The organism is Pseudomonas sp. R45(2017) (assembly GCF_002112305.1).
GTDB classification, from domain to species: Bacteria; Pseudomonadota; Gammaproteobacteria; order Pseudomonadales; family Pseudomonadaceae; genus Aquipseudomonas; species Aquipseudomonas paraglycinae.
In genome coordinates this window covers 483,328-507,703 of record NZ_NEHH01000003.1, presented here as the reverse complement: position 1 = coordinate 507,703, position 24,376 = coordinate 483,328, and the positions used below count along the sequence as shown (strand labels likewise).

32 protein-coding genes and 1 pseudogene are annotated in these 24,376 nt (G+C 60.3%); 18 read left to right on the top strand and 15 right to left on the bottom strand.

Annotated elements, in window-relative coordinates; translation table 11 throughout:
- Positions 1 to 41: 41 nt before the first annotated feature.
- The gene (locus CAF74_RS09625) at positions 42 to 941 is read left to right on the top strand and encodes a LysR substrate-binding domain-containing protein (protein ID WP_085746196.1); all 900 of its coding nucleotides are present in this window, start codon (positions 42 to 44) and stop codon (positions 939 to 941) included.
- Positions 942 to 1,083: 142 nt separating this feature from the next.
- Here the strand turns inward: CAF74_RS09625 and CAF74_RS09620 are convergent, their stop codons facing one another.
- Positions 1,084 to 1,689, bottom strand: a complete 606-nt coding sequence (locus CAF74_RS09620) for a DUF6338 family protein (RefSeq protein WP_085746195.1) — start codon at positions 1,687 to 1,689, stop codon at positions 1,084 to 1,086.
- A 183-nt stretch (positions 1,690 to 1,872) separates the two neighbouring features.
- Positions 1,873 to 2,439 (bottom strand): MarR family winged helix-turn-helix transcriptional regulator, encoded by a 567-nt coding sequence (locus CAF74_RS09615; RefSeq protein ID WP_085746194.1) that lies wholly within the window; start codon positions 2,437 to 2,439, stop codon positions 1,873 to 1,875.
- Positions 2,440 to 2,554: 115 nt separating this feature from the next.
- On the opposite strand from CAF74_RS09615, the gene CAF74_RS09610 reads away from it, so the two are divergent.
- From CAF74_RS09610 to CAF74_RS09600, 3 genes are read left to right on the top strand one after another with little or no spacing between them, the layout of a single operon-like run.
- Positions 2,555 to 3,295 carry a hypothetical protein gene (locus CAF74_RS09610; RefSeq protein ID WP_085746193.1) on the top strand — a complete coding sequence of 247 codons (741 nt, stop codon included), beginning with the start codon at positions 2,555 to 2,557 and terminating at the stop codon, positions 3,293 to 3,295.
- On the top strand, positions 3,295 to 3,552 hold the full coding sequence (locus CAF74_RS09605) for a DUF2024 family protein (protein ID WP_085746192.1): 258 nt from the start codon (positions 3,295 to 3,297) through the stop codon (positions 3,550 to 3,552). Before CAF74_RS09610 ends, CAF74_RS09605 begins: the two co-directional genes overlap by 1 nt.
- 4 nt (positions 3,553 to 3,556) lie before the next feature.
- Entirely contained in the window at positions 3,557 to 3,835 is a 279-nt protein-coding gene (locus tag CAF74_RS09600; RefSeq protein ID WP_085746191.1) for a Rho-binding antiterminator, read from the top strand.
- A 55-nt stretch (positions 3,836 to 3,890) separates the two neighbouring features.
- Here CAF74_RS09600 and CAF74_RS09595 read toward each other — a convergent pair whose 3' ends face one another.
- Positions 3,891 to 5,096, bottom strand: coding sequence for an NAD(P)/FAD-dependent oxidoreductase (locus tag CAF74_RS09595; protein WP_085746190.1), 1,206 nt, complete (start codon positions 5,094 to 5,096; stop codon positions 3,891 to 3,893).
- 98 nt (positions 5,097 to 5,194) lie between these two features.
- Here CAF74_RS09595 and CAF74_RS09590 point away from each other — a divergent pair.
- A pseudogene (locus tag CAF74_RS09590) lies at positions 5,195 to 5,653 on the top strand (Rrf2 family transcriptional regulator); the annotation flags it as partial.
- Between the two features lie 64 nt (positions 5,654 to 5,717).
- On the opposite strand, the gene CAF74_RS09585 reads toward CAF74_RS09590, so the two are convergent.
- The gene (locus CAF74_RS09585) at positions 5,718 to 6,053 is read right to left on the bottom strand and encodes a hypothetical protein (RefSeq protein WP_041475321.1); all 336 of its coding nucleotides are present in this window, start codon (positions 6,051 to 6,053) and stop codon (positions 5,718 to 5,720) included.
- 176 nt (positions 6,054 to 6,229) lie between these two features.
- Between CAF74_RS09585 and CAF74_RS09580 the strand changes: the two genes are divergently transcribed.
- Positions 6,230 to 6,469: a hypothetical protein gene (locus CAF74_RS09580; protein ID WP_007950501.1), complete on the top strand. Its 240-nt coding sequence runs from the start codon at positions 6,230 to 6,232 to the stop codon at positions 6,467 to 6,469.
- A 59-nt stretch (positions 6,470 to 6,528) separates the two neighbouring features.
- Here the strand turns inward: CAF74_RS09580 and CAF74_RS09575 are convergent, their stop codons facing one another.
- Positions 6,529 to 6,717 carry a DUF2188 domain-containing protein gene (locus CAF74_RS09575; RefSeq protein WP_085602946.1) on the bottom strand — a complete coding sequence of 63 codons (189 nt, stop codon included), beginning with the start codon at positions 6,715 to 6,717 and terminating at the stop codon, positions 6,529 to 6,531.
- A gap of 197 nt (positions 6,718 to 6,914) precedes the next feature.
- Here CAF74_RS09575 and CAF74_RS09570 point away from each other — a divergent pair, with 197 nt between their 5' ends.
- Entirely contained in the window at positions 6,915 to 7,277 is a 363-nt protein-coding gene (locus tag CAF74_RS09570; RefSeq protein ID WP_085602944.1) for an NUDIX hydrolase, read from the top strand.
- 3 nt (positions 7,278 to 7,280) lie between these two features.
- Here the strand turns inward: CAF74_RS09570 and CAF74_RS09565 are convergent, their stop codons facing one another.
- The 3 genes from CAF74_RS09565 to CAF74_RS09555 form a co-directional block, all read right to left on the bottom strand.
- Complete coding sequence (locus CAF74_RS09565) at positions 7,281 to 7,523, bottom strand: DUF1652 domain-containing protein (RefSeq protein WP_085746188.1); 243 nt, start codon at positions 7,521 to 7,523, stop codon at positions 7,281 to 7,283.
- Positions 7,524 to 7,645: 122 nt separating this feature from the next.
- Positions 7,646 to 8,545, bottom strand: a complete 900-nt coding sequence (locus CAF74_RS09560) for a polysaccharide deacetylase family protein (protein WP_085746187.1) — start codon at positions 8,543 to 8,545, stop codon at positions 7,646 to 7,648.
- A 134-nt stretch (positions 8,546 to 8,679) separates the two neighbouring features.
- On the bottom strand, positions 8,680 to 9,627 hold the full coding sequence (locus CAF74_RS09555) for an ABC transporter substrate-binding protein (protein ID WP_085746186.1): 948 nt from the start codon (positions 9,625 to 9,627) through the stop codon (positions 8,680 to 8,682).
- Positions 9,628 to 9,919: 292 nt separating this feature from the next.
- Here CAF74_RS09555 and CAF74_RS09550 point away from each other — a divergent pair, with 292 nt between their 5' ends.
- From CAF74_RS09550 to CAF74_RS09535, 4 genes are all read left to right on the top strand, one after another.
- Positions 9,920 to 10,906 carry an aliphatic sulfonate ABC transporter substrate-binding protein gene (locus CAF74_RS09550; RefSeq protein WP_085746185.1) on the top strand — a complete coding sequence of 329 codons (987 nt, stop codon included), beginning with the start codon at positions 9,920 to 9,922 and terminating at the stop codon, positions 10,904 to 10,906.
- Positions 10,907 to 10,967: 61 nt separating this feature from the next.
- A complete protein-coding gene (locus CAF74_RS09545) occupies positions 10,968 to 11,807 on the top strand; it encodes an ABC transporter permease (RefSeq protein WP_011334671.1) in 840 nt (279 codons plus the stop codon).
- A gap of 53 nt (positions 11,808 to 11,860) precedes the next feature.
- Positions 11,861 to 12,541, top strand: coding sequence for an SOS response-associated peptidase (locus tag CAF74_RS09540; RefSeq protein ID WP_085746184.1), 681 nt, complete (start codon positions 11,861 to 11,863; stop codon positions 12,539 to 12,541).
- 268 nt (positions 12,542 to 12,809) lie between these two features.
- Positions 12,810 to 13,082, top strand: coding sequence for a hypothetical protein (locus CAF74_RS09535; RefSeq protein WP_085605099.1), 273 nt, complete (start codon positions 12,810 to 12,812; stop codon positions 13,080 to 13,082).
- 46 nt (positions 13,083 to 13,128) lie between these two features.
- Here the strand turns inward: CAF74_RS09535 and CAF74_RS29245 are convergent, their stop codons facing one another.
- The 3 genes from CAF74_RS29245 to CAF74_RS09525 are packed head-to-tail and all read right to left on the bottom strand — an operon-like array spanning position 13,129 to position 14,325.
- Positions 13,129 to 13,275, bottom strand: coding sequence for a hypothetical protein (locus CAF74_RS29245; RefSeq protein ID WP_165369550.1), 147 nt, complete (start codon positions 13,273 to 13,275; stop codon positions 13,129 to 13,131).
- 40 nt (positions 13,276 to 13,315) lie between these two features.
- The gene (locus CAF74_RS09530; protein ID WP_164872179.1) at positions 13,316 to 13,627 is read right to left on the bottom strand and encodes an AzlD domain-containing protein; all 312 of its coding nucleotides are present in this window, start codon (positions 13,625 to 13,627) and stop codon (positions 13,316 to 13,318) included.
- Positions 13,627 to 14,325, bottom strand: coding sequence for an AzlC family ABC transporter permease (locus tag CAF74_RS09525; RefSeq protein ID WP_045121617.1), 699 nt, complete (start codon positions 14,323 to 14,325; stop codon positions 13,627 to 13,629). Before CAF74_RS09525 ends, CAF74_RS09530 begins: the two co-directional genes overlap by 1 nt.
- Positions 14,326 to 14,476: 151 nt before the next feature.
- Here CAF74_RS09525 and CAF74_RS09520 point away from each other — a divergent pair, with 151 nt between their 5' ends.
- Positions 14,477 to 14,863: a DUF2784 domain-containing protein gene (locus CAF74_RS09520; RefSeq protein ID WP_085746183.1), complete on the top strand. Its 387-nt coding sequence runs from the start codon at positions 14,477 to 14,479 to the stop codon at positions 14,861 to 14,863.
- Here the strand turns inward: CAF74_RS09520 and CAF74_RS09515 are convergent.
- Positions 14,860 to 15,381: a DUF3087 domain-containing protein gene (locus tag CAF74_RS09515; RefSeq protein ID WP_085746182.1), complete on the bottom strand. Its 522-nt coding sequence runs from the start codon at positions 15,379 to 15,381 to the stop codon at positions 14,860 to 14,862. The genes CAF74_RS09520 and CAF74_RS09515 overlap by 4 nt on opposite strands.
- Before the next feature lie 210 nt (positions 15,382 to 15,591).
- Here CAF74_RS09515 and ppnN point away from each other — a divergent pair, with 210 nt between their 5' ends.
- The 5 genes from ppnN (at position 15,592) to CAF74_RS09490 (ending at position 19,591) form a co-directional block, all read left to right on the top strand.
- Positions 15,592 to 16,965 (top strand): nucleotide 5'-monophosphate nucleosidase PpnN, encoded by a 1,374-nt coding sequence (gene ppnN, locus CAF74_RS09510; protein ID WP_039766997.1) that lies wholly within the window; start codon positions 15,592 to 15,594, stop codon positions 16,963 to 16,965.
- A 61-nt stretch (positions 16,966 to 17,026) separates the two neighbouring features.
- The gene (locus CAF74_RS09505; protein WP_085746181.1) at positions 17,027 to 17,764 is read left to right on the top strand and encodes a response regulator; all 738 of its coding nucleotides are present in this window, start codon (positions 17,027 to 17,029) and stop codon (positions 17,762 to 17,764) included.
- A 151-nt stretch (positions 17,765 to 17,915) separates the two neighbouring features.
- Positions 17,916 to 18,338 (top strand): hypothetical protein, encoded by a 423-nt coding sequence (locus CAF74_RS09500; RefSeq protein ID WP_085746180.1) that lies wholly within the window; start codon positions 17,916 to 17,918, stop codon positions 18,336 to 18,338.
- A gap of 161 nt (positions 18,339 to 18,499) precedes the next feature.
- The gene (locus CAF74_RS09495; protein ID WP_085746179.1) at positions 18,500 to 19,234 is read left to right on the top strand and encodes an ABC transporter substrate-binding protein; all 735 of its coding nucleotides are present in this window, start codon (positions 18,500 to 18,502) and stop codon (positions 19,232 to 19,234) included.
- A 108-nt stretch (positions 19,235 to 19,342) separates the two neighbouring features.
- Entirely contained in the window at positions 19,343 to 19,591 is a 249-nt protein-coding gene (locus tag CAF74_RS09490) for a hypothetical protein (protein ID WP_039767006.1), read from the top strand.
- 64 nt (positions 19,592 to 19,655) lie between these two features.
- Here CAF74_RS09490 and CAF74_RS09485 read toward each other — a convergent pair whose 3' ends face one another.
- The 3 genes from CAF74_RS09485 to CAF74_RS09475 all read right to left on the bottom strand — a co-directional run bounded on the left by CAF74_RS09485 (position 19,656) and on the right by CAF74_RS09475 (position 23,314).
- Positions 19,656 to 21,071: an FAD/NAD(P)-binding protein gene (locus CAF74_RS09485; RefSeq protein ID WP_085746178.1), complete on the bottom strand. Its 1,416-nt coding sequence runs from the start codon at positions 21,069 to 21,071 to the stop codon at positions 19,656 to 19,658.
- Between the two features lie 59 nt (positions 21,072 to 21,130).
- The gene (locus CAF74_RS09480; RefSeq protein ID WP_085746177.1) at positions 21,131 to 22,534 is read right to left on the bottom strand and encodes an LLM class flavin-dependent oxidoreductase; all 1,404 of its coding nucleotides are present in this window, start codon (positions 22,532 to 22,534) and stop codon (positions 21,131 to 21,133) included.
- Between the two features lie 216 nt (positions 22,535 to 22,750).
- Positions 22,751 to 23,314 carry a helix-turn-helix domain-containing protein gene (locus tag CAF74_RS09475; protein WP_007950529.1) on the bottom strand — a complete coding sequence of 188 codons (564 nt, stop codon included), beginning with the start codon at positions 23,312 to 23,314 and terminating at the stop codon, positions 22,751 to 22,753.
- A gap of 85 nt (positions 23,315 to 23,399) precedes the next feature.
- Between CAF74_RS09475 and CAF74_RS09470 the strand changes: the two genes are divergently transcribed.
- A complete protein-coding gene (locus tag CAF74_RS09470; RefSeq protein WP_085602922.1) occupies positions 23,400 to 24,338 on the top strand; it encodes a DMT family transporter in 939 nt (312 codons plus the stop codon).
- Positions 24,339 to 24,376 lie beyond the last annotated feature (38 nt).

Below are 24,376 nucleotides of genomic sequence, written 5' to 3'. Positions count from 1 at the left end.
CTAATCTAACTTGGCATTCGATTGATACCTGGATTAGATCAATGTTCGAACTCACCCAACTGCGCTGCTTTACCACTGTCGCCACCGAACTCAACTTTCGTCGCGCTGCCGAGCGGTTGAACATGACCCAGCCGCCATTGAGCCGGCAGATCCAGTTGCTGGAGCATCACCTGGGTGTCGAACTGTTTACCCGCAGCACTCGCAGCGTGGCGCTCACCGCTGCCGGCCGGGCGTTTTTCATCGAAGCGCAGAATCTGCTCGAACGCGCGCAACAGGCTGCCGTCACCGCCCGGCGCTTTGCCGAGGGCGATATCGGTTCGGTGAACATCAGTTTTGTCGGCAGCGCGGTGTACGAGTTTCTGCCCAAGGTCATCGCCGAGGCGCGCCTCAAGCAGCCGCAGGTGAAGATCGACCTGACTGAAATGAACACCTATCAGCAACACGAAGCCCTGCGTGCCCGTCGCATCGACCTGGGCATCGTCCGCGCGCCATTGCTCGAGCCGGGTTACGCCACCGAATGTCTGGTGCGCGAGCCGTTTGTGCTGGCGGTGCCGAGCGGCCATCGACTGGCGGAGGCAGACGACGTTTCAGTGAAGGATCTGGATGGGCAACCCTTCCTGATGTATTCCCACGCGGCCTATCCGCCGTTCAACGAATTGCTCACCGGCATGCTGCGCTCCGCCCGGGTCGCTCCGGATTACGTGCAATGGCTGGGGTCTTCGCTGACGATTCTGGCGCTGGTCAATGCGGGCATGGGCCTGGCGCTGGTGCCGCGTTGCGCGACCAGTGTGGTGTTCAGGAGTGTGGTGTTTCGCGAGATCGATCTGGGCGAAGGGGTTCAGAGCGAGCTGCATCTGATCTGGCGGGAGAACAACGACAACCCGGCGTTTGCGATGTTGCTGGAGGGCATTCGCCGGGCGGTGAAGGATGGATGGGGCTAGGAATGGGTATGAGGATATGGAGGGTACTTCGGCGGAGGAGGTGCCTTTGATGCCTCGATCAATGGTTTCTCCAGCCGCTTTCCGTCCGGCCCTACAAAAAGACGCTTTATATGTGGCGGTATTGGTTGTGATGCTCTGGCGGTCATGATGAACCCTCTGATACAGGGCTGAATTCAACCCATTTAACCCTTGTGGAATCTATCAACAAAAATTCCGCACTAATAGGCACCTCCGTTCCATCCTCGTTGATCCAGCAGGGATACTGCATCACAAACTGCCCGCTGGTTGACTCGGGTGGCCAGTCCACCGGCCACCCTAGAACGCGCCTTTCATCATCCAAATGCAGGGTGATAACGCGATCATATTTCGCAAATGCGCTGAACCATTGACTGGGGTAGGAAGATTGTTTCGTGACGTTTCTGCTGCGCAACCAACCATGTAACTTGCCATTCGCTGACAGGCAACAGGCCAACAACCCGAGTACCAGCGATGCAAAAAATGCCCACAACGCTTCAGCCTTCGCATCCCACTTCCCTACAGAAAACCCCTTCTCCCCCACCCACACACAAACCGCTCCAACCCCCAACACCATCCAGTGAATCACAAACGTGAAAATCAACGCCTGCACAATCTGCCCGAACGTATCCGGCCGTTTGAACGCCGTCAGGGTGTAGAAAATCCAGGCCGAGACAAACCCCGGGATCAGGTACTGCAACAGCGGAATCACTTCTTTCACCAGATCATCCATGATCGGTCGCTCCTTGAATCAAAAACAATCCTCCAGAAACAGCAATGCCGGCCCGTAATGGGCCGGCATTTAAAGCCTAGTGCACGCTGGAAAGACGCTTGCGATCAAGTGTCACGGGGCATTACGCATCGTAGAGAAAACAGGGAGCCGTGAGGATTAGTCACAGCCGTGGCACAAAGAAGATCAAACAGGGATTTCTTCAGGTAACCGATGCTCGCGACAGATCAGTTCGATTTCCGGCGGGGCCAACGCTTCGCCGGTCAATCCGCAGACGGCGCCGGCAGTCGATGTCTGGTAGAAGCGACAAGTCCGGCAAAGCCCGTAACTGGGTACGTTTTCGCTGTGTTGAATGTTGCGCAGCAACTCCAGCAACAAGCCTTCCAGATCGCCGGCACGCGCGCCCATGCGTTGCGCGGCATTGCTCAGGAAATCCGGCGGCATCACTGCGTCGATCAGCTCGCGTGCAGTGGTCGTCAATTCCAGATGCACGCTGCGTTTGTCTCGGGCGTCCGGAACCTTGGTCAGAAAACCATGGGTCTCCAGCGCCTTGAGCGACTGCGACACGGTGCCCTTGGTCAGGCCCAGATAATCGGTAACCGCCAGCGGCGTATTCGAATAGCGGTTGCAACGCGCCAGATACAGCAGCGCGCTGAGTTGAATCGGTTGCAGTTCGGCCAGCAGCGGGTGCTCGCGAAACCACACCCGGGTCAGGCTGGACAATCTTTCCAGCAGGTCAAACAACACGGTCATCGCCTGTTTCAATGGGATCGATAATAGTATCGTTTAAAAACCTTATTGACAAAAAACAGTGCCACCTTAGGATTGCGGTGTCGATTCGAAACTTAAACGCACATCGAGGCATTCCATGAAAAGCGCATTGGCATTGACCATCAGCACGCTTCTGGCAACACAAGCCTGGGCCCACGAACCTGAAGGCATTCACAGCGAACCCGGTAAAACAGAGGCCGCTTTCGACCTGGTTCACACCCGTGTTTTCAAGGACGGCAACACACTGGTCTTCGAACAATTGGTCGATGGCAATGCCGGCAGCCGCGTACCGACCGCAAAAGGTTCTTTCGCCGGTGCCGAGGTTTACAGCTACGTCTGGCCCACCAGCCTCGACAGCGGCGCCGTCGGTTTTGAAGCGAACTCCGGCATTCTCGCCCTCGCCCTGACCTCGCACCCGGACTTCGATGACACCCCGCAGCTGGATGAAAACAAGGATGGCAAGAAGGACAACGATGGTGGCCTCTGGCACTCGCACTGGGTGGTTCTGAGCAAGGATGAAAGCTGCGGCCCCGGTGGCCTGAAAGTGCGCGACATCCCCAAGGACGCCAAACCGAAACTGCCCGCGACCTGGCCCGGCGCGCCGATTTACATCGACTCCCCCGGCTACGACCTGAGTGTGAAACAGAACGCCGCGCAGATCCGCGTGCCGCTGGCTGCCGTCGGTTTCCCGCAAAGCTTCAACTATGACGGCGTCACCGCAGCGCTGAAGGTCAATGCCGACCTGCACAACCCGCTGCTGTGTGTCAGCAGCGTCTACGACATCGCCTCGGGCAACCTCTCGCTGCCCGGCACCTGGAAAATGCAGGAGAGCCAATAATGTTCGTCAAAGTATTCGATACCCACGTGCGCACCAAAGATGGCCGCTATCTTCATTTCGACGTGTTGACCGATCGCGAAACCGAAGCGGCAAAGGCCTACGCCCGGCAGTTCCTGATGGACAACGGCTTGCAGGACGAAGACATTTCCCAGAGCCAGTGTCTGTTCTGCCACAGCGAGCCGGCCAATCCGCAGGTCGCCAAGGCCATCGCCGAAGACGGCTATTTCATCATCACCCTGCAAGGTTTCGAGGAGTAACGCCATGACCCGTTATCAGCCGTTGAACTGTGATCTGCACGACTACCTGGAAATCGCCTGCCTGCGCGGCTATCAGCTGGACATCGAGTTGATCGACGGTCAGCGGCTGGTGGCCCGGGCCGTGACCACGCGAACCAGCAGTGACAAAGAAGAATTCCTGGTGATCGAGCAACAAGGCGCGCAACAGGAAATTCGCCTCGACCAACTGCTCGCCATCACACCTCAGGAGACCAACGCCGAGTTCGGTCGGGTGGTACTTACCGGAGAGGTCTGCGGAATCTGAACAAAAAAAATCCCGCACGGCGTCAACCGGGCGGGATTTTCTGTGACACGCCGTTTTACGCGACGACGGGGATCATCGGATCCGCAGCCGCCAGCGCGATGGCACGGTCAGCAGCTGGTGGGTAAATCCACTGGGTGTTGATCTGGGTCTTGAGCGACTTGCCCTCTTCCTTGACCAGTTTCACCTGACGATCCCAGCCTTCGGTGTACACCGCGCCCCAGGCGCCGAGGTCGAGGCAGGTCACGTATTTCGGCTGGCTGTACGGCGTCGGGTCGACACCCAGAATCTGCGCCGCGACGTTGTTGCCGGCGTGACGACCGAGGGAAATCGCGTGCTGGCAGGTCATCAGGGCGAAGTTGCCGATATCGTCGGTGGCGGCATAAGCCACGTCGCCGGTGGCGAAGATGTCGTCCTGGCCGATGACTTTCAGGTTGGCATCAACGTGCAGACGGCCCTGACGATCATGCTCGGCAGGAATCTGTTCGGTCAGGGAGCTCGCGCGCACACCGGTGGTCCAGACGACGGTTTTTGCCTCGATGCGCTGGCCGTCCGACAGGGTCACGCCGTTTTCATCGACCGACAGCACCGACACACCCAATCGCCATTCAACGCCCAGTTCTTTGCTCGCTTCGGCAATCGACACGCTGATGGCTTCGCCCATGGAAGCGCCGACTTTCTGCCCACGGTCAACGATGATCACTTGAACCTTGGCATCAGCGCCCAGCACAGCCCGCAGACGCGCCGGCATTTCAGTGGCGGTTTCGATGCCGGTGAAACCACCGCCGGCGACGACCACGGTGTTGCGCGCCTGGCTTTCAGGCAGGCCAATCAGCGAATCAAGGTGATTTTCCAGGCGAATCGCAGCTTCGATCTGGTCGACGTCAAACGCGTATTGCGCCACGCCCGGGGTGTCCGGCAGGGCCAGGCCGCTGCCGGAGGCCAGTACCAGTTTGTCGTAGTTGAACACCTGCTGCGCACCGGCTGCGTCGGTGTAGCCCACGGTTTTCGCCTGTACGTCGATGGTGTTCGCGGCGCCTTTGATGAAGTTGACGCCGACCGCGTCGAACAGATCGCCCAGCGGCGCCGCCAGCGTGTGGGCATTCGGCTCGTAGAAACGCGGACGAACGCGCAGCTCGGCTTGCGGCGCCAACACGGTCACGTCGATGTTGTCCCGATTGTGAATGTCGACCAGACGCGTGGCGCTCAACGCCGTCCACATGCCACCGAAACCTGCGCCGATTACCAGAATGTGCTGTTTCATTGTTCTCTCCAGGCACGAAGCCAAGTCACTGAATGAGGTTGAAGGATTCACATCATCGGGAGCGGACTCGGCTGTATTTTTCAAGAACGCGGAAGGCTGCTGACTTGGCAGAGCTGCAAGGGGTGCCGCTGGATTACCTGGCGAAGATCTTCACCAAACTGGCCAAAGGCAAACTGGTGGAATCCACCGGCGGTGTGCGCGGCGGCTTCACTCTGGCGCGTCCGGCGGACGAAATCACCCTGCTCGACATCGTCAATGCCATCGATGGTCCCAAGAACATTTTCGAATGCCGGGACATTCGCGGACGCTGCGCGCTGTTCGACGGCTCCCCGCCGGACTGGGCGCTGGACGGCACCTGCTCGATTTACGCCGCGATGATGACCGCGCAAAAGCGCATGGAAGAAGCCCTCGCCCAGCAGACCATCCTCGACATCGCCAGAAAGGTCGGGCGCAAGGCGCCGGCGGGCTTCAATAGCCAAGTGGAAGACTGGATGCAGGATCGTCGGGAAAAAAAGACTGGCGGCGCCGGCATTCCGCTCACCGACATCTCGGACTGAGCCCGATCAGCAGGCAAAAAAAAGCAGAAACCGATCTCCGGTTTCTGCTTTTTTTATTTCGCCATTACAGGCAGTCGCGCACCGCTTTGCGCAACGACCCGGACTTCGCCCACGGCGGCCCCTGGTACAGGGAAACGCGGCTGCCGTCCTTGTACTTGACCACATCGAGAATCTCGTCGGCGGTGACGATGCTCGGCGCGGTGATCCGGTAGCCATTGGAAATCGCTGTCTGGGACGTCTTGGCAACGTCCTGCTGCCATAGCGGCAATACACATGCGGCGTAGTCCTTGGGAGTCTTGTCGCTGGTCTTACTGACATTCGGCTCGCCCGGCACCAGTGACGCAGGCAACGAACAACCGGCCAATGCCGCCATCAGCATCCCTCCGATCAACATCCGCATAGTGATTCCTTCATCTGAAAAAACGCAAATGTACCCTGTAACTGTTCGGACATCCATCGTAGCGCTCTGCCGGTACTCCCCGAAAACCGGGCCATTCAGCTCACCGACAGAAGACCTTGCCCCACACCAGAAAAATGCGGCTACTCTGTTTTACCGAGAATGTTCCGGAGGTGATCATGCGGCTCAATGAATACGAACACGAACTTCAGCGTGACCTGCAAAGCGTGGCATCGGATCTGAGATGGTCGGCGGTGGACCTCAAGCGCATCGCCGAGCAACTGCGTCAGTCGGGCAACGAGGCGGACGCCCAGGCGGTACTGCGATCCTGCGAAGTGCTGCAAAGCGATGAAGAACGCCTGCAACTGTATGCCCGGGAAGTGAAAGCCCGCGCCATCAGCCGAACCAAAGTCCACTGAAACCCACCCGGTCCACAACAAAAAGCCCCGGACATCCGGGGCTTTTTCTTCACAGACCTTCAGTCTGTCTTGCGGCCGCGTGCGCGGCTTTTGTATCCCGGCAGCGCTGCGGCGTACGCCAGCGCTTCCTCGCGACTGGCAAACGAAGCGAGCCGGTCACCCTGCGTGCAGACCCGCCACGGGCCGTTGTTCACACTGAGTACGTCGTAGCCATTCATGTGCATTTTGTTCAGCATCGCCATGCTCATAGGCACCTCCTGTCTGATAACGAACTTTTTCACCTTACACCCGCAATGCACCGCCGTGCCGACCGAACGTCGCACCGCGGCCGCGTCAAGTCTCCGGCACTTTTGCCGCTTCCAGGCACTCAGAAGCTCTAAACCGGTAGCGGCCCAAATATTGCTAATTCATGACAGATTTATGACAACCGGCAATCGGGTAACACATGAAAGTACGAGCAACCGTCATCTGCGAACAGGATCGACACATTCTCCTGGTGCGCAAACCCAGGTGCCGCTGGACGCTTCCGGGGGGCACCGTCGAACCGGGAGAAACCCGCGCGCAAGCCGCCGTCCGAGAACTCAAGGAGGAAACCGGGCTGGACAGCGATGACATGCTTTATCTGATGGAATTGCAGAACGGCAGCACCCGCCACCACGTCTACGAGGCATCGGTGCTGAACATCGATCAGGTTCGCCCGCTGAATGAAATCGTCGACTGTCTCTGGCACCCGCTCGATGCGGTGCAGAATCTGAACGTCAGTGACGCCACGCTGAGCATCGTCCGCGCCTTTCAACGACGCCTCTGACTCTCAGCCGGCAAACGCTCGGCGTCCGGCGCTCATTTCCGTGCGCAATTCACCGATAAAATTGGAGATGTCACGAATGCTGACCAGATGCTCCGGGGACACCCCGTTGAGCAACAGGTTGACACGCCCGCTGTCGGGTTCGTAAACCTTGATCTGCAAGAGGCCCTGCGCCGTTTCGGTGCAATCGCAATACAGCGGCGAAAAGCCGGATTCGACGATGCGGCAAATGTCGGTAATGGCAATCATGGGGGCACGCCTCACAGGCGCAGGCTCGGGCGACCCGATCAGCATAGATGAGCTTTTGTCGCCTTGCTCTCACCGACACCCGCAAAATTTGCCAACCGCTTCACATCTTCAAGTCGCCACTCTCAATGCGCGTCATGGTCCCAAATCCAGTTCCAGATCCCCGGCAGATTCACCGGCTTCGACGACTCGCCCACCGTGCGCGCCAGCGCGGCTTTTTCCAGTGCTGCGCGATCCTCATAGAACGGTTTGTCCGCCAGTCGCACGCCGGTGGCGGCGGCGCTGTCGAGCAGAATCTGCAAGTACTCGCGGGTATGGCGGGCGGTGTAGCGGTTGAGATCGTGGAAGGTCACCACCACCGGAATCACCCCGTCCACCGTTGGCAATTCACCGAGGGCAATCCGTTCCCGGACTTCCGACAGCTGACGCAGCATGTTCGCCCGCCGCCGGGGGCTGGCGTTGAAGCCCCAGATCTTGCCGTCGTTGGCGCTCAGGTCAGTCAGCAAAACCTGCATGTGGTGCTGCTGATAGGCGGCGAAGGTGCGTTTGTCGTAGTTCCAGAACGGCGGACGCAGCAATGTTGGCGGCGCGCCGGTGATCGCCGCGATGTCCGCCGAGCCGTTGGTCAACGTGGTTTCGAGCTCATCCGGGTCGAGCAATCGATGATTGGTGTGCCAATGGGTCGCAGTGTGAAAGCCCAGAATGTGCCCTTCAGCGTGCTCGCGGCGCATCACCTGCCGGCCGATCTCACTGTTGCCCGCTCGCGGCGCGCGGGTCTGGACGAAAAACACCGCTTTGATCCCCGGCTGCAGCGGGTTGTCCTTGAGGCTGTCGAGCACGGTGTCGGTCGGGTTGAAAAGACTGGAAGCGCTGGGCCCGTCATCGAAGGTCAACAGGAATCGCACAGGCGCCTGAGCCTTGAGCCGGGCCTCGGTCTGCGCGGTCATTTCGATGGGAGCGGCGATGCACCCGGCCAGCCCGACGGCCACCACCATCGCGCAGAAAAGCTTGAACCACTGTGTCATGTTTTGCCTTGAGCCCGACCGTTGCGGTCATGTTGTCGATTGGCAAAACTCCTTCGCCGCTGCTGCCTCCCTGCGACCCATTGAGATGGGCCGAGGTTGGATAAAGATACACGGGGTTTGGTTCCGGCGCTCGCTCAGCGTGCCAGTGCCTGTTGAAACGAGCTGTCGATGATCCCCGCCGTGGCCAGCGGAGCCGGCAGCGTCTTGACCTTGAACAGGAAGTCGGCGGTGCTTTGCAGATCGGCGGCAGCCTGTTGATCGACCGGGCCGACCGTCATGTGCGCCTGGCGCAACCAGTGCCGCGAAACCTGCTGATCGAGGTTGGCTTTCTTCGCCCACAGGTCGGCGTATTCGTCGGTGTGGCTGTCGACCCAGGCCCGGGCCTGCTTCAGGCGCCCGAGGAAATCGGCGATCGCTTCGCGCTTGCTGTCGATGGACGGCGCAGACGCGGCGATGGCGCTCAAACCCGGCATCAGGTTTTTCGCGGTGAGAATCGGCCGCGCACCGGAGAACACGATCTGCTGGGAAATGTAGGGTTCCCAGACCGGGAACGCATCGATGCTGCCTTGCGGTAGCGCGGCGGCTGCATCGATCGGCATCAGCTTGACGAAGTCGACGTAGTTCTCCGGCAAACCGCCCTGCTCCAGTGCCCGCAAGGTCAATTGCTGACTCCAGGCACCCGGCCAGTAGGCGACTTTTTTGCCCTTCAGGTCCTCGATGGTTTTCACCGGAGAATCCTTGGGCACCAACAGGGCGATGGTGTCCGGGTTCTGTCGCGACACCCCGATCAGTTTCACCGGCGCCTGTTTGGCAGCCAGAAACAGAAACCCCGAATCCCCCAGGAAACCCAGATCCAGGGATCCGGTCTGCAACGCCTCGGCCAATGGCGCGGCAGCCTGGAAGTGTTTCCAGTCGACCGTGTAAGGCGCGTCCTTCAACACGCCGGACGCCTCTATGGACGCGCGGATGTTGTAGTAATTCTGGTCGCCGACGTGCAGGACCAAGGGTTCGGCAGCGTAGGTCAATGGCGTGGCAAACAGTGCGCTGGTCAACGCGGCGCGTAGGAAACGTGAGAGCTTCATGGCGAGTCCTGCAGAGGGATTTTTATAGACCATAACGCTCTTACAAATCAGATTTGAAATTCGATTAGCGCATAAGCTCAGCACCTTCCCGCCGCACTGTTGGCCGAGCAACAGTGGCTCGGCACAGTGTTCTCCCTGCAACACTTCAAACCTGCAAAACCGGCGTTAGACCCCGTAAATACGGGACAAGGCGCACATGGCACAGAGCCTGCAATATTCCATTCATGCAGGAAGCATTCGATAAAAGTATCTTTTTGGACATAAGAATCTGTTGCCTTGCCGGAGCGTGCCCATGAAATCCCTCTTACCGTTTTCCCGCGTCAAAACGCTGCTCGCGGCCTGCGCAGTCGCCCTGAGCCTGCACCCTTTCGCCCACGCTGCCGAAGCGCCGCCGGCCGAAGTGCATCTGGATTACGCCTATTACTCGCCGGTCAGCCTGGCGCTCAAACATCTGGGCTACCTGGAAAAAGCCCTGCCCCAGAGCAAAGTCAGCTGGGTGCTGAGCCAGGGCAGCAACCGCTCGCTGGAGTACCTCAACAGCGGCGGCGTGGATTTCGCCTCGTCGGCCAGCCTCGCTGCCGTGCTCAGCCGCGCCAATGGCAGCCCGATCAAATCGGTCTACGTCTACAGCCGCGCCGAATGGACCGCGCTGGTGGTGCGCAAGGACTCGCCGATCCAGTCCGTCGCCGACCTCAAGGGCAAGAAAATCGCCGCTACCAAAGGCACCGATCCGTACCTGTTCACCTTGCGCACCCTGCAACAGGCCGGGCTGAAAAAGGACGATGTGGAACTGGTGCACCTGCAACACCCGGACGGCCGCACCGCGCTGGAGAAAGGCGATGTCGACGCCTGGGCCGGCCTCGATCCGCACATGGCCGCCAGCCAGGTGCAGGCCGGTTCGCGCCTGCTGTACCGCAATCGCGACTTCAACAGCTACGGCGTGGTCAGCGTTACCGAGCAATACGCCAAGCAACACCCGCAAACCATCGACACCGTGATCAAGGCCTATGAGCAGGCCCGCGAGTGGTCGGTGAAGAACCCCGAAGAATTGGCCAAGTTGCTCGCCAGCGAATCCGGCCTGCCGCTGGACGTGGCCAAGCTGCAACTGTCGCGCACCGACCTGAGCAGCCCGCAACTGACCGCCAGGGACGTGCTGGCCTCAAAAGCCGCCGCGCCGATTCTGGTCTCCGAAGAACTGGTGCGCCGTGGGGTGAATGTCGATCAGGTCATCGATCAGTTGATCGACACCGGTTTCCAGCAAGTCGCCGCCGCCCAGTAACCGATCAGGCTCATGACAAGTCCGCGCCCGTCGCGGATTTGTCGTGAGCGGAGAACCGTCCATGAGCAACGACTTGCCCGCCCGCCTCGCCTTGTCGGCACCACGGCGAAAACTCCCACTGCTGAATCCGCTCTGGCGCCGGCGCCTTAAGGGCCTGGCCCTGCCATTGCTGATCGTGATCGCCTTGGAATTTATCGTACGCATCGGCTGGCTGCCGTCCTACCAGATGCCGGCGCCGAGCGAGATTGCCCTGACCCTTACAGATCTGGCCGAAGGTGCCTTGTGGAAACACATCGGCGCCAGTCTGATTCGCGTGCTGCTGGGGTTTGCCATCGGCGCGAGTCTGGCGCTGGTGTTCGCCGCATGGGTCGGCCTCAGCCGCGAAGCCGAGGCCTATCTGGAACCGACCTTCGCCGCGCTGCGTTCGATTCCCAGCCTGGCCTGGGTGCCGCTGTTGTTGCTGTGGCTGGGGATCGACGAGACCTCGAAAATCGTCCTGATCGCCATCGGCGCGTTCTTCCCGGTTTACGTCAACGTGGTCGCGGCGATTCGCAACATCGACCGCAAACTGGTGGAGGTCGGGCATATCTACGGTTTCAGTCCGCTGCAACTGGTGCGACGGATTCTGTTGCCAGCTGCCCTGCCCGGTCTGTTTACCGGATTGCGCAGCGGCATGAGCCTGTCGTGGATGTTTCTGGTGGCGGCCGAACTGATCGCGGCGACCAAAGGGCTGGGTTACCTGCTCAGTGACGGTCGCGAGACTTCGCGACCGGACATCGTGCTGGCCGCGATCATCGTCCTGGCACTGCTCGGCAAACTCAGCGATGGCCTGCTGGCCATATTGGAACGCCGCTGGCTGGTCTGGCGCGACGCGTTCACCGGCCAGGGCAGCAAGGATTGAACCATGCAACTAAGCTGAAGCCTTCAGGCAGCTGTTCGCCGGAGGATCGGCCGATGTGCGGAAGACTGTCGCAATACCGTGGCATCCACGATTTCGTCGCGGTGCTGAGCATTCCCGATGCTCTGATCAATCACGCCGGCGACGCACCGCTGGCGCATTACAACGCTGCGCCCACGACGTCGCTGGCGATCCTCCATCAGCACCAACAACGGCTATACGCCGACAATCTGCGCTGGGGCTGGCGCCCGCACTGGGCCAAGGATCGCGCTGCGCCAATCAACGCGCGGGTGGAAAAAGTCGCCCACGGGCCGTTCTTTCGAGCGATCTGGCGCCATCGACTGATCGTGCCGGTCGACAACTGGTTCGAGTGGGTCGATGCACCCGACAAGAGCCGACAGCCGTGGCTGATTCGTCGCGCCGACCATCAACCGGTTTTCTGCGCCGCCATCGGCCAGTTTCCGATACCCGGCGAACCCTCACGGGAAGACGACGGCTTCGTCATCATCACCGCCGACAGCGAAGGTGGCTTGCTCGATGTGCATGACCGGCGCCCGATCGTGCTGCGCGCCGATCAGGTGCAGGAATGGCTCGATCCCGCCACGCCCACCGAGCGCGCCGAGCAGATGTTGCTGTTCGAAGCCGAACCCAGCGAAGCGTTCCAATGGCACAAAGTCGGCAAAGCGGTGGGCAACTCCCGCAATCAGGGGTCTGAATTGATTGAAGCGGTGACGTAAATAAATGCCGATGCGGTGCGTTATCAAGAGCAGGAATCCACGAATTGAATCCTGCGCGTTACACCCGGTGTTTCAAACGCGAAACATTCAACATAAACAGTCGTTTGATTGAACTAACCGCCTGTCTGACATTTCAACCGTCATACATACATTTACAAACACTACGGATAGCATGCGCGCCGCATTTCCTTTTGGCATACCAGTTGACCAAAGAGTCAGCAAAACCAGGAATACCCCACAAACTTAACAAGCCTTGCAGAGAACTAAGTTGCGCGACGATTTTGCAATCAAACAGGTCACAGGCCTGGAGTGTATTCATCTGTCCACGACAGAACGCTTTCAACTCGACTGTTTTATCGGCCACTACATAAAGACTCGAAACCTGCGTGACGTACCCGATATAGACCGCATCCTGCGCGCCACCCTCGAAAACTATCCCTGCCACCCGCCGGTGATGGTCAACGAGCTGAATGCCTGGATCGACAAGACCTTGGGTTATCGGGCCTCCCACCCCGATTTCACGCAGCTGGACGATCTTTGATGAAACGAAAAAGCCCCGCAATCGCGGGGCTTTTTCGTTGTGGCGTTCAGGGTTTCAGCGGGCGTTCCTGATCACGGTCGGACAACTCGCGGCTGTCGTCATGCTTCCAGGTCTGCTCCTTGTGTTTCTCCCGCTCGATCTCTTCTTCGCTCGGCTCGTCATCTTTTTCGGGACGTTTCTGCTCGGTTGCCATGTTCACCTCGCTAATGGAATTCATCCATTAAGCGTAGAACTTAAAGCCACCAGCGCAATAGAAAGAAGAACGCCATGCTCAATAGCATGCTAAGCAATGTATTACGCGTGTAGATCACCAGGCCGATTGCCACTAATGAACTCAGCAGATAAGGGTTATCCCACTGCAGATTCAGTTGTTTGTCCGGCATGAACACAATCGGTCCGCAAATCGCGGTCAACATGCCCGGCACGGCAAACCCGAGAAACTGCCGCGCGTTACTGCTCAAACGCACCGGCAGGCGCGGTTCGAGAAACACGTAACGGTTGAGGAACACCAGAATCCCCATGCCGAAAATCACTGCCCAGACCATCATGTGCGCTCCCGATACAGCTTGTTGCAGATAAACCCGGCGGTCATGCCGGCCAGGCCCGACAGCACCAGCGCCGAACCCCATTGCCAGTAGCTGAACAGCACCGAGCAGAACAGCGACACCGCCACGCAGACCACCGTCGGCACATTGCGCACCACCGGGGTGATCAGGGCAATGAAGGTCGCGGCAATCGAGAAGTCCAGCCCCAGATGCTCAAGCCCCGGAATGCTGCTGCCGAGCACGATGCCGGCCAGGGTGAAGAGGTTCCAGGCGATGTAAAACGTCAGACCCACGCCCAAGGCGTACCAGCGGTTGAACTGCTGACGATCATGCTGACTGGTCAGAGCGAACAGTTCATCAGTGAGCAAAAAGCCCAGACCGATACGCCAGCGCCCCGGCAACGGCGAAATCACGTGGCGCATGCTCATTCCATAAAGCAGATGCTGCGAAGTCAGCAGCAGCGTGGTCAGCAGAATCGAGAAAATCCCCGCGCCGCCCTTGAGCATGCCGATCGCCACCAATTGCGCAGCGCCGGCGAACACGATGCTCGACAGGCCCTGCCCTTGCAGCGGTGTGAGGTTGGCTTCGATCGCCATGGAGCCGGCCAGCAGCCCCCACGGCGCGGTCGCCAGCGATAACGGCATGATCGCCGCGGCTCCGCGAAGGAAGGCACTGCGCGGCATTAATGAGTCAGACATAACACGCTTCAACCGTGAGACAAGGCCCCGGACTCTGCCAGCAAACGCCCGTTCATGGCTTGAACAATCTTGCGCAGTTGGCGCAAATCCTTCCGTCAGTCATTTACCGGCGTAACATGGCAACCATTCACACACGCGTCAGGGAGACGACATGCTGTATCGAATAGCCGCCGACGGGCTGGTGCTGTTTCATTTGCTGTTCATTCTGTTTGTGCTGTTCGGCGGGCTGCTGGTGCTCAAGTGGCCGCGGCTGATGTGGCTGCATTTGCCGGCGGCGGCCTGGGGCGTGGCGGTCGAGGTGTTGCACCTGACCTGTCCGCTGACCTATTGGGAAAACCTGATGCGCCACGCTGCCGGGCAAACCGAATACGCGGGTGGCTTCATCGAACATTACATCTGGCCGATCATCTACCCGGCCGGGCTGACCCCGCAGATTCAGTTGGTGCTGGGCAGCGTGGTGCTGGTGGTCAACCTGCTGGTCTACGGGCGCCTGATTCGCCGCTTGAAACTGCGGCGCGGCGCGCGCATTCCGTTTTAACGCGCTTTCAAGGTTTCCAGCCAGGCCGGATCGAGGCGCGTCTGATCGGTATCCAGACCGAGCGCCTCCATCCGCGTCTTGTGTGTTTCGACTTCCCGGTGCAATTGCGCGTGATCGCTGGAGTTACCGTCCAGTTCATGCATCTGGGTCAGCCCCAGGTGATAGAAACGCAGCACCTTCATCGCCACCGGATCACCCTTCTCCACCGCTGCCGTCACCTGATGCATCACGTTGGTGACGCTCATCAGGCTGCGCTTGAGCCGCCAGCCGTACACCGCCGGGGCCATCCAGGTCTGATTCCAGAAACGCCCGCGCAGCAACGCCGCCGTCAGCAGAAATGCGCCAAACACCCCGCCGACATTGAACCGCAGGTTATCCCCGCCCGGCTCGCCGAACAGCGCCACCGCCGCCGTCGAAAACGCCATCGCCAGCACCAGGAACAGCACCGCGATGATCAGCGTGCTGCGCCGGGTCTGCTGGCGATAAGTGATGGCATCGATCGGTTGAATCTCGAACATCGCGACAGGCTTCCATGGCTTGAGTTAAAAAGAGGCTGCGCATTATCGCCTCTGAGGCGGATTTAGCTATGCTGGAGCGCCTTTTCATCTTTTCTACGTCCAACGGGGACATGGCGATACCACGCAGATCGTGCCATCTTCATTCATGGATACACACTATTCGGATGCCATTGACCATGCCGGCAATGACATCGTTTTAAGGATCACTGCATGACCCAACGACACGTAATCAATGCCTCGGTCAGCCCAAAAGGCAGCCTCGAAACCCTTTCCCAACGTGAAGTTCAGCAACTGAGCCAGGCCGGAACCGGCAGCACCTACACCCTCTTTCGCCAGTGCGCCCTGGCCATCCTCAATACTGGCGCCCATGTCGACAACGCAAAAACCATTCTTGAAGCCTACAAAGACTTCGAAATCCGTATCCACCAGCAGGATCGCGGTGTGCGCCTGGAGCTGTTGAACGCCCCGGCCGACGCCTTCGTCGACGGCGAAATGATCGCCAGCACCCGGGAAATGCTGTTCAGCGCCCTGCGCGATATCGTCTACACCGAAAACGAACTCGATGCCCTGAGCATCGACCTCAGCACCTCCCAAGGCATCAGCGACTACGTCTTCCACCTGCTGCGCAACGCGCGCACCCTGCGTCCGGGCGTCGAGCCGAAAATCGTCGTGTGCTGGGGCGGCCACTCGATCAACACCGAAGAATACAAATACACCAAGAAGGTCGGCCACGAACTGGGCCTGCGCAGCCTCGACATCTGCACCGGCTGCGGCCCGGGCGTGATGAAAGGCCCGATGAAAGGCGCGACCATCGCCCACGCCAAACAGCGCATTCATGGCGGCCGCTATCTGGGCCTGACCGAGCCGGGCATCATCGCTGCCGAAGCGCCGAACCCGATCGTCAACGAGCTGGTGATCCTGCCGGACATCGAAAAACGCCTGGAAGCCTTCGTCCGCGTCGGCCACGGCATCATCATCTTCCCGGGCGGCGCCGGCACCGCCGAAGAATTCCTGTACCTGCTGGGCATCCTGATGCACCCGGACAACGCCGGCCTGCCGTTCCCGGTGATTTTGACCGGGCCGAAACACGCCGCGCCGTACCTGGAACAACTGGACGCCTTCGTCACCGCCACCCTCGGCGAAGCGGCGAAGAAGCACTACGAAATCATCATCGACAACCCGGCCGAAGTGGCGCGGCAGATGACGGCGGGCCTCAAGGCCGTGAAGCAGTTCCGCCGCGAACGCGCCGACGCGTTCCACTTCAACTGGCTGCTGAAGATCGACGAAGGCTTCCAGCGCCCGTTCGATCCGACCCACGAAAACATGGCCAACCTCAAGCTGCACCGCGATCAGCCGCCCCATGAACTGGCGGCCAACCTGCGCCGCGCGTTCTCCGGGATCGTCGCCGGCAACGTCAAGGACAAGGGCATCCGCCTGATCGAGGAACACGGGCCGTATCAGATCCGTGGCGACGCCGCGATCATGCAGCCCCTCGATCTGCTGCTCAAAGCCTTCGTCGCCCAGCACCGGATGAAACTGCCGGGTGGCGCGGCGTATGTGCCGTGCTATCGCGTGGTGTCCTGACTAGAAGCGACCAGTGCCCGAAGCGCAACGCTTCGGGCACTCCTTATAAAAAGAGCGAACCATGGATCACATCAACCACATCCTGATCGTCGACGATGACCGCGAGATCCGCGAGCTGGTCGGCAATTACCTGACCAAGAACGGCCTGCGCAGCACCGTGGTCGCCGATGGCCGGCAGATGCGCAGTTTTCTGGAAGCCAACACGGTCGACCTGATCATGCTCGACATCATGCTCCCCGGCGATGACGGGCTGGTGCTGTGCCGCGAACTGCGCGCCGGCAAGCACAAGGCGATCCCGATCCTGATGCTCACCGCCCGCGACGACCAGACCGACCGCATCCTCGGCCTGGAAATGGGTGCCGACGATTACCTGACCAAACCCTTCGCTGCCCGCGAATTGCTGGCGCGGATCAACGCCGTGCTGCGCCGCACGCGAATGCTGCCGCCCAATCTGCTGATCACCGAAACCGGACGCCTGCTCGCGTTCGGCCGCTGGCGCCTGGACACCACCGCCCGACACCTGCTCGATGAAGACGACACCATGGTCGCCCTAAGCGGCGCCGAATATCGCCTGCTCCGGGTGTTTCTCGATCATCCGCAACGGGTGCTCAGCCGCGATCAGTTGTTGAATTTGACCCAGGGTCGCGACGCGGACCTGTTCGACCGCTCCATCGATTTGCTGGTCAGCCGCCTGCGCCAGCGTCTGCTGGACGACTCCCGCGAGCCGACCTACATCAAGACCGTGCGCAACGAGGGTTATGTTTTCTCCTTCGCCGTGGAGATGCTCGCCGAATCCTGACGGATTTGTATCGCTCTGTATAAATTCGCCGCGCAGATACGTAATCCGCGTTTTCGGGCCGCAACACCACATATCAGCGATACACCCTCGCGTTTGAATGAACCCACCAGAAAGCACTGGTTCACTCATCTCAAACGCAAGGAGAAGCACCATGTTCAAGTCCTCGAAATCCCTGGTACTCGCAATCAGCCTGTTCAGCGGTTTGGCCCTGGCCGACCTGGCGTCCGCCAGCTCCCAGCCGCTGGTTGCCGAATACGGCTCGGAAAACCTGCAGAAGGATCGCGTAGCCGAAGGTGGCGCGGATCGCTTGCAGGAACTGCGCGAACGCGTGGCTGAAGGCGGCGCGGATCGCTTGCAGGAACTGCGCGAACGCGTGGCTGAAGGCGGCGCGGATCGTTTGCAGGAACTGCGTGAGCGCGTCGCCGAGGGCGGTGCGGACCGCTTGCAAGAGCTGCGCGAACGCGTCGCCGAAGGGGGTGCCGATCGCTTACAGGAACTGCGCGAACGTTCGGCCCGCAGCGTACTGGTCGCCGAGAACCGTCCCGAGTTCGGCTCCAAGTACCAGCGTTACTGATCGTTTGTACCGCCGTTGTCGATTCCTGCCGGGGGCGCTCTGCCCCCGCAGCGATCACTACCGATAAGCCTTGTTCTCTGACACAAAAGCCCCGCTGTTTCCCCACGACAGCCGTCATGGCTCGTACTAAGCTGCGCGATTGTTTTGTTCAGGGACGATCCATGAAACGATTTGCCGCCTGTCTGCTGTCAATGCTGGCCCTGACGGCCACTGCGGCGGATCTGCAACTGCTCACCGACAACCACCCGCCCCTGCATTTCATGCAAGGCAATCAGCTCGCAGGATTCGGTGTGGACGTGGTGCAGGCTCTGGCGACCCAGACCGGCGACCGCATCCATCTGCAACAAGTCCCGCTGCTGCGCGCCCTGCGCATGGCCAGCGACACGCCCGACACCGGCGTATTCACCGTGCTGCGTACCGATGCGCGCGACGATCGCTATCAATGGGTCGGGCCGCTGATCGAAGTCGAAACCGCGCTATACGCCCGCGACAATCTCCAGCCTCCCGTGCACAGCCTGCGTGAAGCCGATCACCTGGGCCGGATCACCGTACCGCGCAAATGGCTGGTCTACAGCTATCTGCAAGGGCAAGACCTGAACAACCTCTACGGCGTGGAAACCCCGGAGCAGATGATGCGACTGTTCAGCCTGGGGCGTACCGATTTCGTGGTCTCCGATACCTGGTCCAAAGCCGCCCTCGCCCGCGAACAAGGCATGGAGCCGGGACGCTTGCAGTACCAGATCCCGTTGATGAAACAGAACACCTACATTGCCTTTTCGCCGCAGACCGATCCGGAACAGGTCGCACGCTGGCAGCAGGCGCTGGATACATTGCGGGCCGACGGTCGTCTGGAGCAACTGCGCCAGCGCTGGCTGAGCAATACCCTACCGCGCTGATCGCGCATCAACACCTTCGATAACAACTATGCGCAAGGGTGTTTTCACATCAAACCCCTCCAGCACTACAGTGGGCCCCATCTTCTCCCCACTCTCTGGAGCAACATCATGAAAGACATCATCGCACTCGGCTTCATTGTTTCTCTGATTGGCGCCACCTCCGCCATCGCCGCCCCACACGCCAGCACCCCGGTTGTCGCGGCGGCGACCGTCGGCCAGTCCGGCACCCTGAACGTCGACACCGTCAGCAACGACGCCGAACACCAAGGCCTCAAACTGCAACAGAACGCCGAACAGACCAAACTGTACGTCGCGGAAAATCGCCCGGAATTCGGTTCCAAATATCAGCGCTACTGAGTGATCGGTTTGAGCTGCCAGAAACAGGAAACCCCGCCGAAGCGGGGTTTCTTGCATTTGGGCATCAGCGAACCAGTCGCGCGGCCAGTGCCTTGGCCTGCAACGCCACATCGGTGACGGCGGTGCTTTCCCACCACATGCCACGCAACGGCGGGCCCATGGCAAACAGGCGGTTCGAGACCCGGCCCTCGACATCCAGCACCGCACCGTCCACCTCTGCCGCGATCCCCAGTGCCAGCGGCCCTGGACGAACCAGACCGCGCGCCAGCAACTGCTGCGGCAAAGGTCGCGCGACCCGGCGCCAGTCGTATTCGATGCCGCTGGAATTGATCAACGCCGCGCCCTGCACTACGCGGGTTTCGGCCTCACCGCGAGGGCGAATGAGGATACTCACGCCGTCGCCCGATGCAGGCTCAAGACCCTTGTAAGACGCCGCATGAATGCGCAATCGCCCTTCCCGGTGCAGACGCTCGACCAGTTCCGCACTCAGCGGCGGCGAACGATGGTGATGACTTTCCCACCACGGCCGCACATGCCGCACGAATTGCCGGCGCTGCACATCGCTGGCCTGACTCCATAACCGGCCGATGTGCGCACGCACGGTGTCAAGCGGCGCCTGCCAGTCGATGCCCTGTGCGATGGCGTCGCGGCAATGCCGGCGCAATTCGCGCAGTAACTGGCGTGGTGTGCGAATGCTGTGATCCTCGGCGAGGAAGTCCACCCACGCGGGCGGTTGCCGACGCACATGGGGCAACAACCCGTGCCGGGAAAACACCTCGATCGGCCCGCGATGCCCGGCCTGCTCCAGCGACACCACGGCATCGACCATGGTCAGGCCCGAGCCGATGATCAGCACCGTCGATTGCGGATCGAGCTGGCGCATGGCCGCGACATCCCACGGATCGAGTGCCGCCGCGTTGAGGCCGCTGGACTCCTTTTGCGGGGTGCGGGCAGCCGGGAACATCCCGGTCGCCAACACGGCAAAAGCCCCGAGCAATTGCTGACCGTTACTCAAGGTGAGCTGCACGGAATCACTGGAGGCCTGAACATCGACCACTTCGGCGCGCACATGCTCGACCGTAGAACCGTGTTGCGCGCCAACCTGCTGCGCTTCGGCGAGACGCTGTTGCACATACATGCCAAACAGCCCCCGAGGTGGAAACAGTTCGCTGACCGGCACATGTTGCTGATCCGACTCCGGCCAGCCGCCACCGGCGATGTGAGCGGTCAGCCACTGGGTCAGGTCATCGGCATTGTCCGGATCGACGCTCATCCGCGCCGCGTTGCCGTTAAGCGTGTGGCCCAGTTCCACCGCACTGTACGCTTCGCCCCGGCCCAGCTCGGCCCGGGGCTCGATCACCAGAATCTTTCTGCGCCCCGGCAAACGCAGCAATTGCACCGCCAGCATCGTGCCGCTGAGGCCGCCGCCGACAATCAGGATGTCGGCGTGACGCAGTGCGGTCGTATCGGTTTGAGTCATGCCGTTCTCGCTGCAGAGGGTTTGCTCAAGGCAGTGTCATTCAGACGCTGCGAAGGCGTCTAGACGGACGCGACTTTTTTCTCCTGCCGATGCAGCTCGCCGAGGTTTCGATAGCCGCTGCCCGGATGAACCTCCGGCAGTCTCGGCCCTTCGCCAAACAGCTTCTCGCGCAAGGTCCCCGGCGCGTACTCGGTCTTGTAGACACCGCGCTTCTGCAACTCCGGCACCAGCAATTCCACGGCGTCGATGAAGGTTTCGTGGGTCAGCGCGTAGGCCAGGTTGAAGCCGTCGACGTCGGTTTCGTCGACCCATTCCTGCAACAGGTCCGCCACCGTTTCCGGGCTGCCGACGAACAACGGGCCGAACCCGCCGATGCCGACCCAGTCGGCCAGTTCGTTGGGGGTCCAGACCTTGTTCGGATCCGCCGTGGAAAACGCCTCGACCGCCGATTGAATCGCGTTGGTGTGCACATGCCTGAGCGGTTCGTCCGGTTTGAAGCGGCTGAAGTCGATGCCGGTCCAGCCGGAAATCAGCGCCATCGCGCCTTCGTAGCTGACCCAGGATTTGTATTCTTCGAATTTGGCTTTGGCCTTGGCGTCGGTTTCGCCGAGGATCACGGTTTGCAGGTTGAAGATCAGGATCTTCGACGGATCGCGCCCGGCCTCGGCGGCGCGGCGGCGGATGTCGGCCACAGTTTTCTTCAGCAGCACTTTCGACGGGGCAGCGACAAAAACGCATTCGGCATGCTCGGCGGCAAACTGCTTGCCCCGGCTGGAAGCACCCGCCTGATAGAGAACCGGCGTGCGCTGCGGCGACGGTTCGCAAAGGTGAATGCCCGGCACCTGAAAGTGTTTCCCGTGGTGGCGAATCTCGTGAATTTTGCTCGGGTCACTGAAGATCCGCCGTTCGCGATCGCGCAGAATCGCGCCCTCTTCCCAACTGCCTTCCCAGAGTTTGTAGCAGACCTCGAGGTATTCTTCGGCGAAGTCGTAGCGTGCGTCATGTTCGGTCTGGGCTTGCTGGCCGATGTTCTTCGCGCCGCTCTCCAGATAAGAGGTGACGATGTTCCATCCGGCACGGCCCTTGGTCAGGTGATCGAGGGTCGACAGGCGTCGTGCGAATGGATACGGATGCTCGAAGGACAACGAAGCGGTCAGACCAAACCCCAGGTACTCGGTGACCAGCGCCATCGGCGGGATCAGTTGCAACGGATCGTTGACCGGCACCTGCGCCGCCTGCCGGATGGCTGCCTCGCCATTACCGTTGTACACGTCGTAGATGCCCAGCACATCGGCGATAAACAAACCGTCGAACTTGCCGCGCTCAAGGATTTTCGCCAGATCGGTCCAGTACTCCAGATCCTTGTACTGCCAGGAGCGATCCCGAGGGTGAGCCCACAGGCCCGGCGACTGATGACCGACGCAGTTCATGTCGAAGGCGTTGAGACGGATTTCGCGGGGCATCAGACGTTACTCCCGATGTTCAGGAGGCGTTTAGCGGTTTGATTTGAAGCGATCATGTGAGGCGACTCCGTGGTTTCCGGATGAGGATCCAGAACCCATAGCAGGAGTCATGCCTGAATATATTTTCTTTATTTATCAATAGATTGAGATAACAACCTAAAGCAGTCTGCACGCAGGATGGAGCAATCTGTTTATCCGCTGTCGGCCCTGCAACAGTCAGATCACCACATTGCGCACGAACCGCGCCGCGACTTCCCCGTCATTGCGATAGGTGTGCGGCTGGTTGCTGGCGAACATGAAAAACTCCCCAGCGGCGATGCGCTGAGGTTGATCGCCGAGCATCAGCGTCAGGCAGCCTTCGAACACGAAAATCTGTTCGCTCCAGCCTTCGGCGTCCGGTTGCGAGGGATAGACCTCACCCGGTTGCAGGCACCACTCCCACTGTTCCACCGCTCGGGTGGCGTTGGCCTTGGATAGCAAAACGGCTTTGCTGCCGGGGATGCTGCCGGCCCAGGCCAGTTCGTTGATACGGCCGGGATCGCGGTTATCCGGCGCCTGGATCAGATCGCTGAAGGCCACCTCGAGGGCTTCGGCGACGCGGTCGAGGGTGGTCAGGCTGACATTCTTCTCGCCGGCCTCGATGGCCACCAGCATCCGCCGGCTGACCCCGGACTTTTCCGCGAGGGCCGTCTGGCTCATGTCGGCGGCGTGGCGCAGGCGTCGGACGTTCTGGCTGACGTGTTGCAGGACCGAAGCCCGCTGAACGGAATCTTTGTGCACTATATTGCTCACTGGCTGGGGTTGGGCAGTATACTGCGCAACATTTGGCGCATTGTGCGTCCCCTCCTTAAAAGTGCGCAAGGTCATGACGTCAGCCAACTCCCCTCAAACTCCCCTGCGGTTTTCCCGGTTCAGCAAAGCCGAGTGCGTGCTGGTGCTGATCACCATGCTTTGGGGCGGCACCTTCCTGCTGGTGCAGCACGCGATGACCGTCAGCGGTCCGATGTTTTTCGTCGGCCTGCGCTTTGCTGCCGCCGCGGGCATCGTTGCGCTGTTCTCCTGGAAGCACCTGCGTGAGCTGACCCTGTTCGAACTCAAGGCCGGTGCCTTTATCGGCGTTGCGATCCTGCTCGGTTACGGTTTGCAGACTGTCGGTTTGCAGAGCATTCCAAGCAGCCAGTCGGCGTTCATCACCGCGCTGTACGTGCCGTTCGTGCCTCTGCTGCAATGGCTGGTTCTCGGCCGGCGCCCGGGTTTGATGCCGAGCATTGGCATCATGCTGGCGTTTACCGGGCTGATGCTGCTTTCCGGGCCGTCCGGTGCTTCGCTGAATTTCAGCCCCGGTGAAATCGCCACGCTGATCAGCGCCATCGCGATAGCAGCCGAAATCATCCTGATCAGCAACTATGCCGGGCAGGTCGATGTGCGTCGCGTAACCGTTGTGCAATTGGCGACGACTTCGGTGCTGTCGTTTTTGATGGTGGTACCGACCGGCGAGGCGATTCCGGACTTCTCGTGGCTGTTGCTGAGTACGGCTCTGGGCCTGGGCGCGATGAGTGCGGCGATTCAGGTGGCGATGAACTGGGCGCAGAAAAGTGTTTCGCCGACCCGAGCGACCTTGATCTACGCCGGTGAGCCGGTGTGGGCCGGAATCGTCGGGCGCATCGCGGGGGAGCGTTTGCCAGCGATTGCATTGGTGGGTGCGGGGCTGATCGTGGCGGCAGTGATCGTCAGTGAATTGAAGACCAAAGGCAAAGAGACACAAACGGTCACGGAAGAATTGGAGCACGAGACCGAAGGCTAAACGCGGGTTTTACGGCTACTTTGTAGGATTCAGAGACA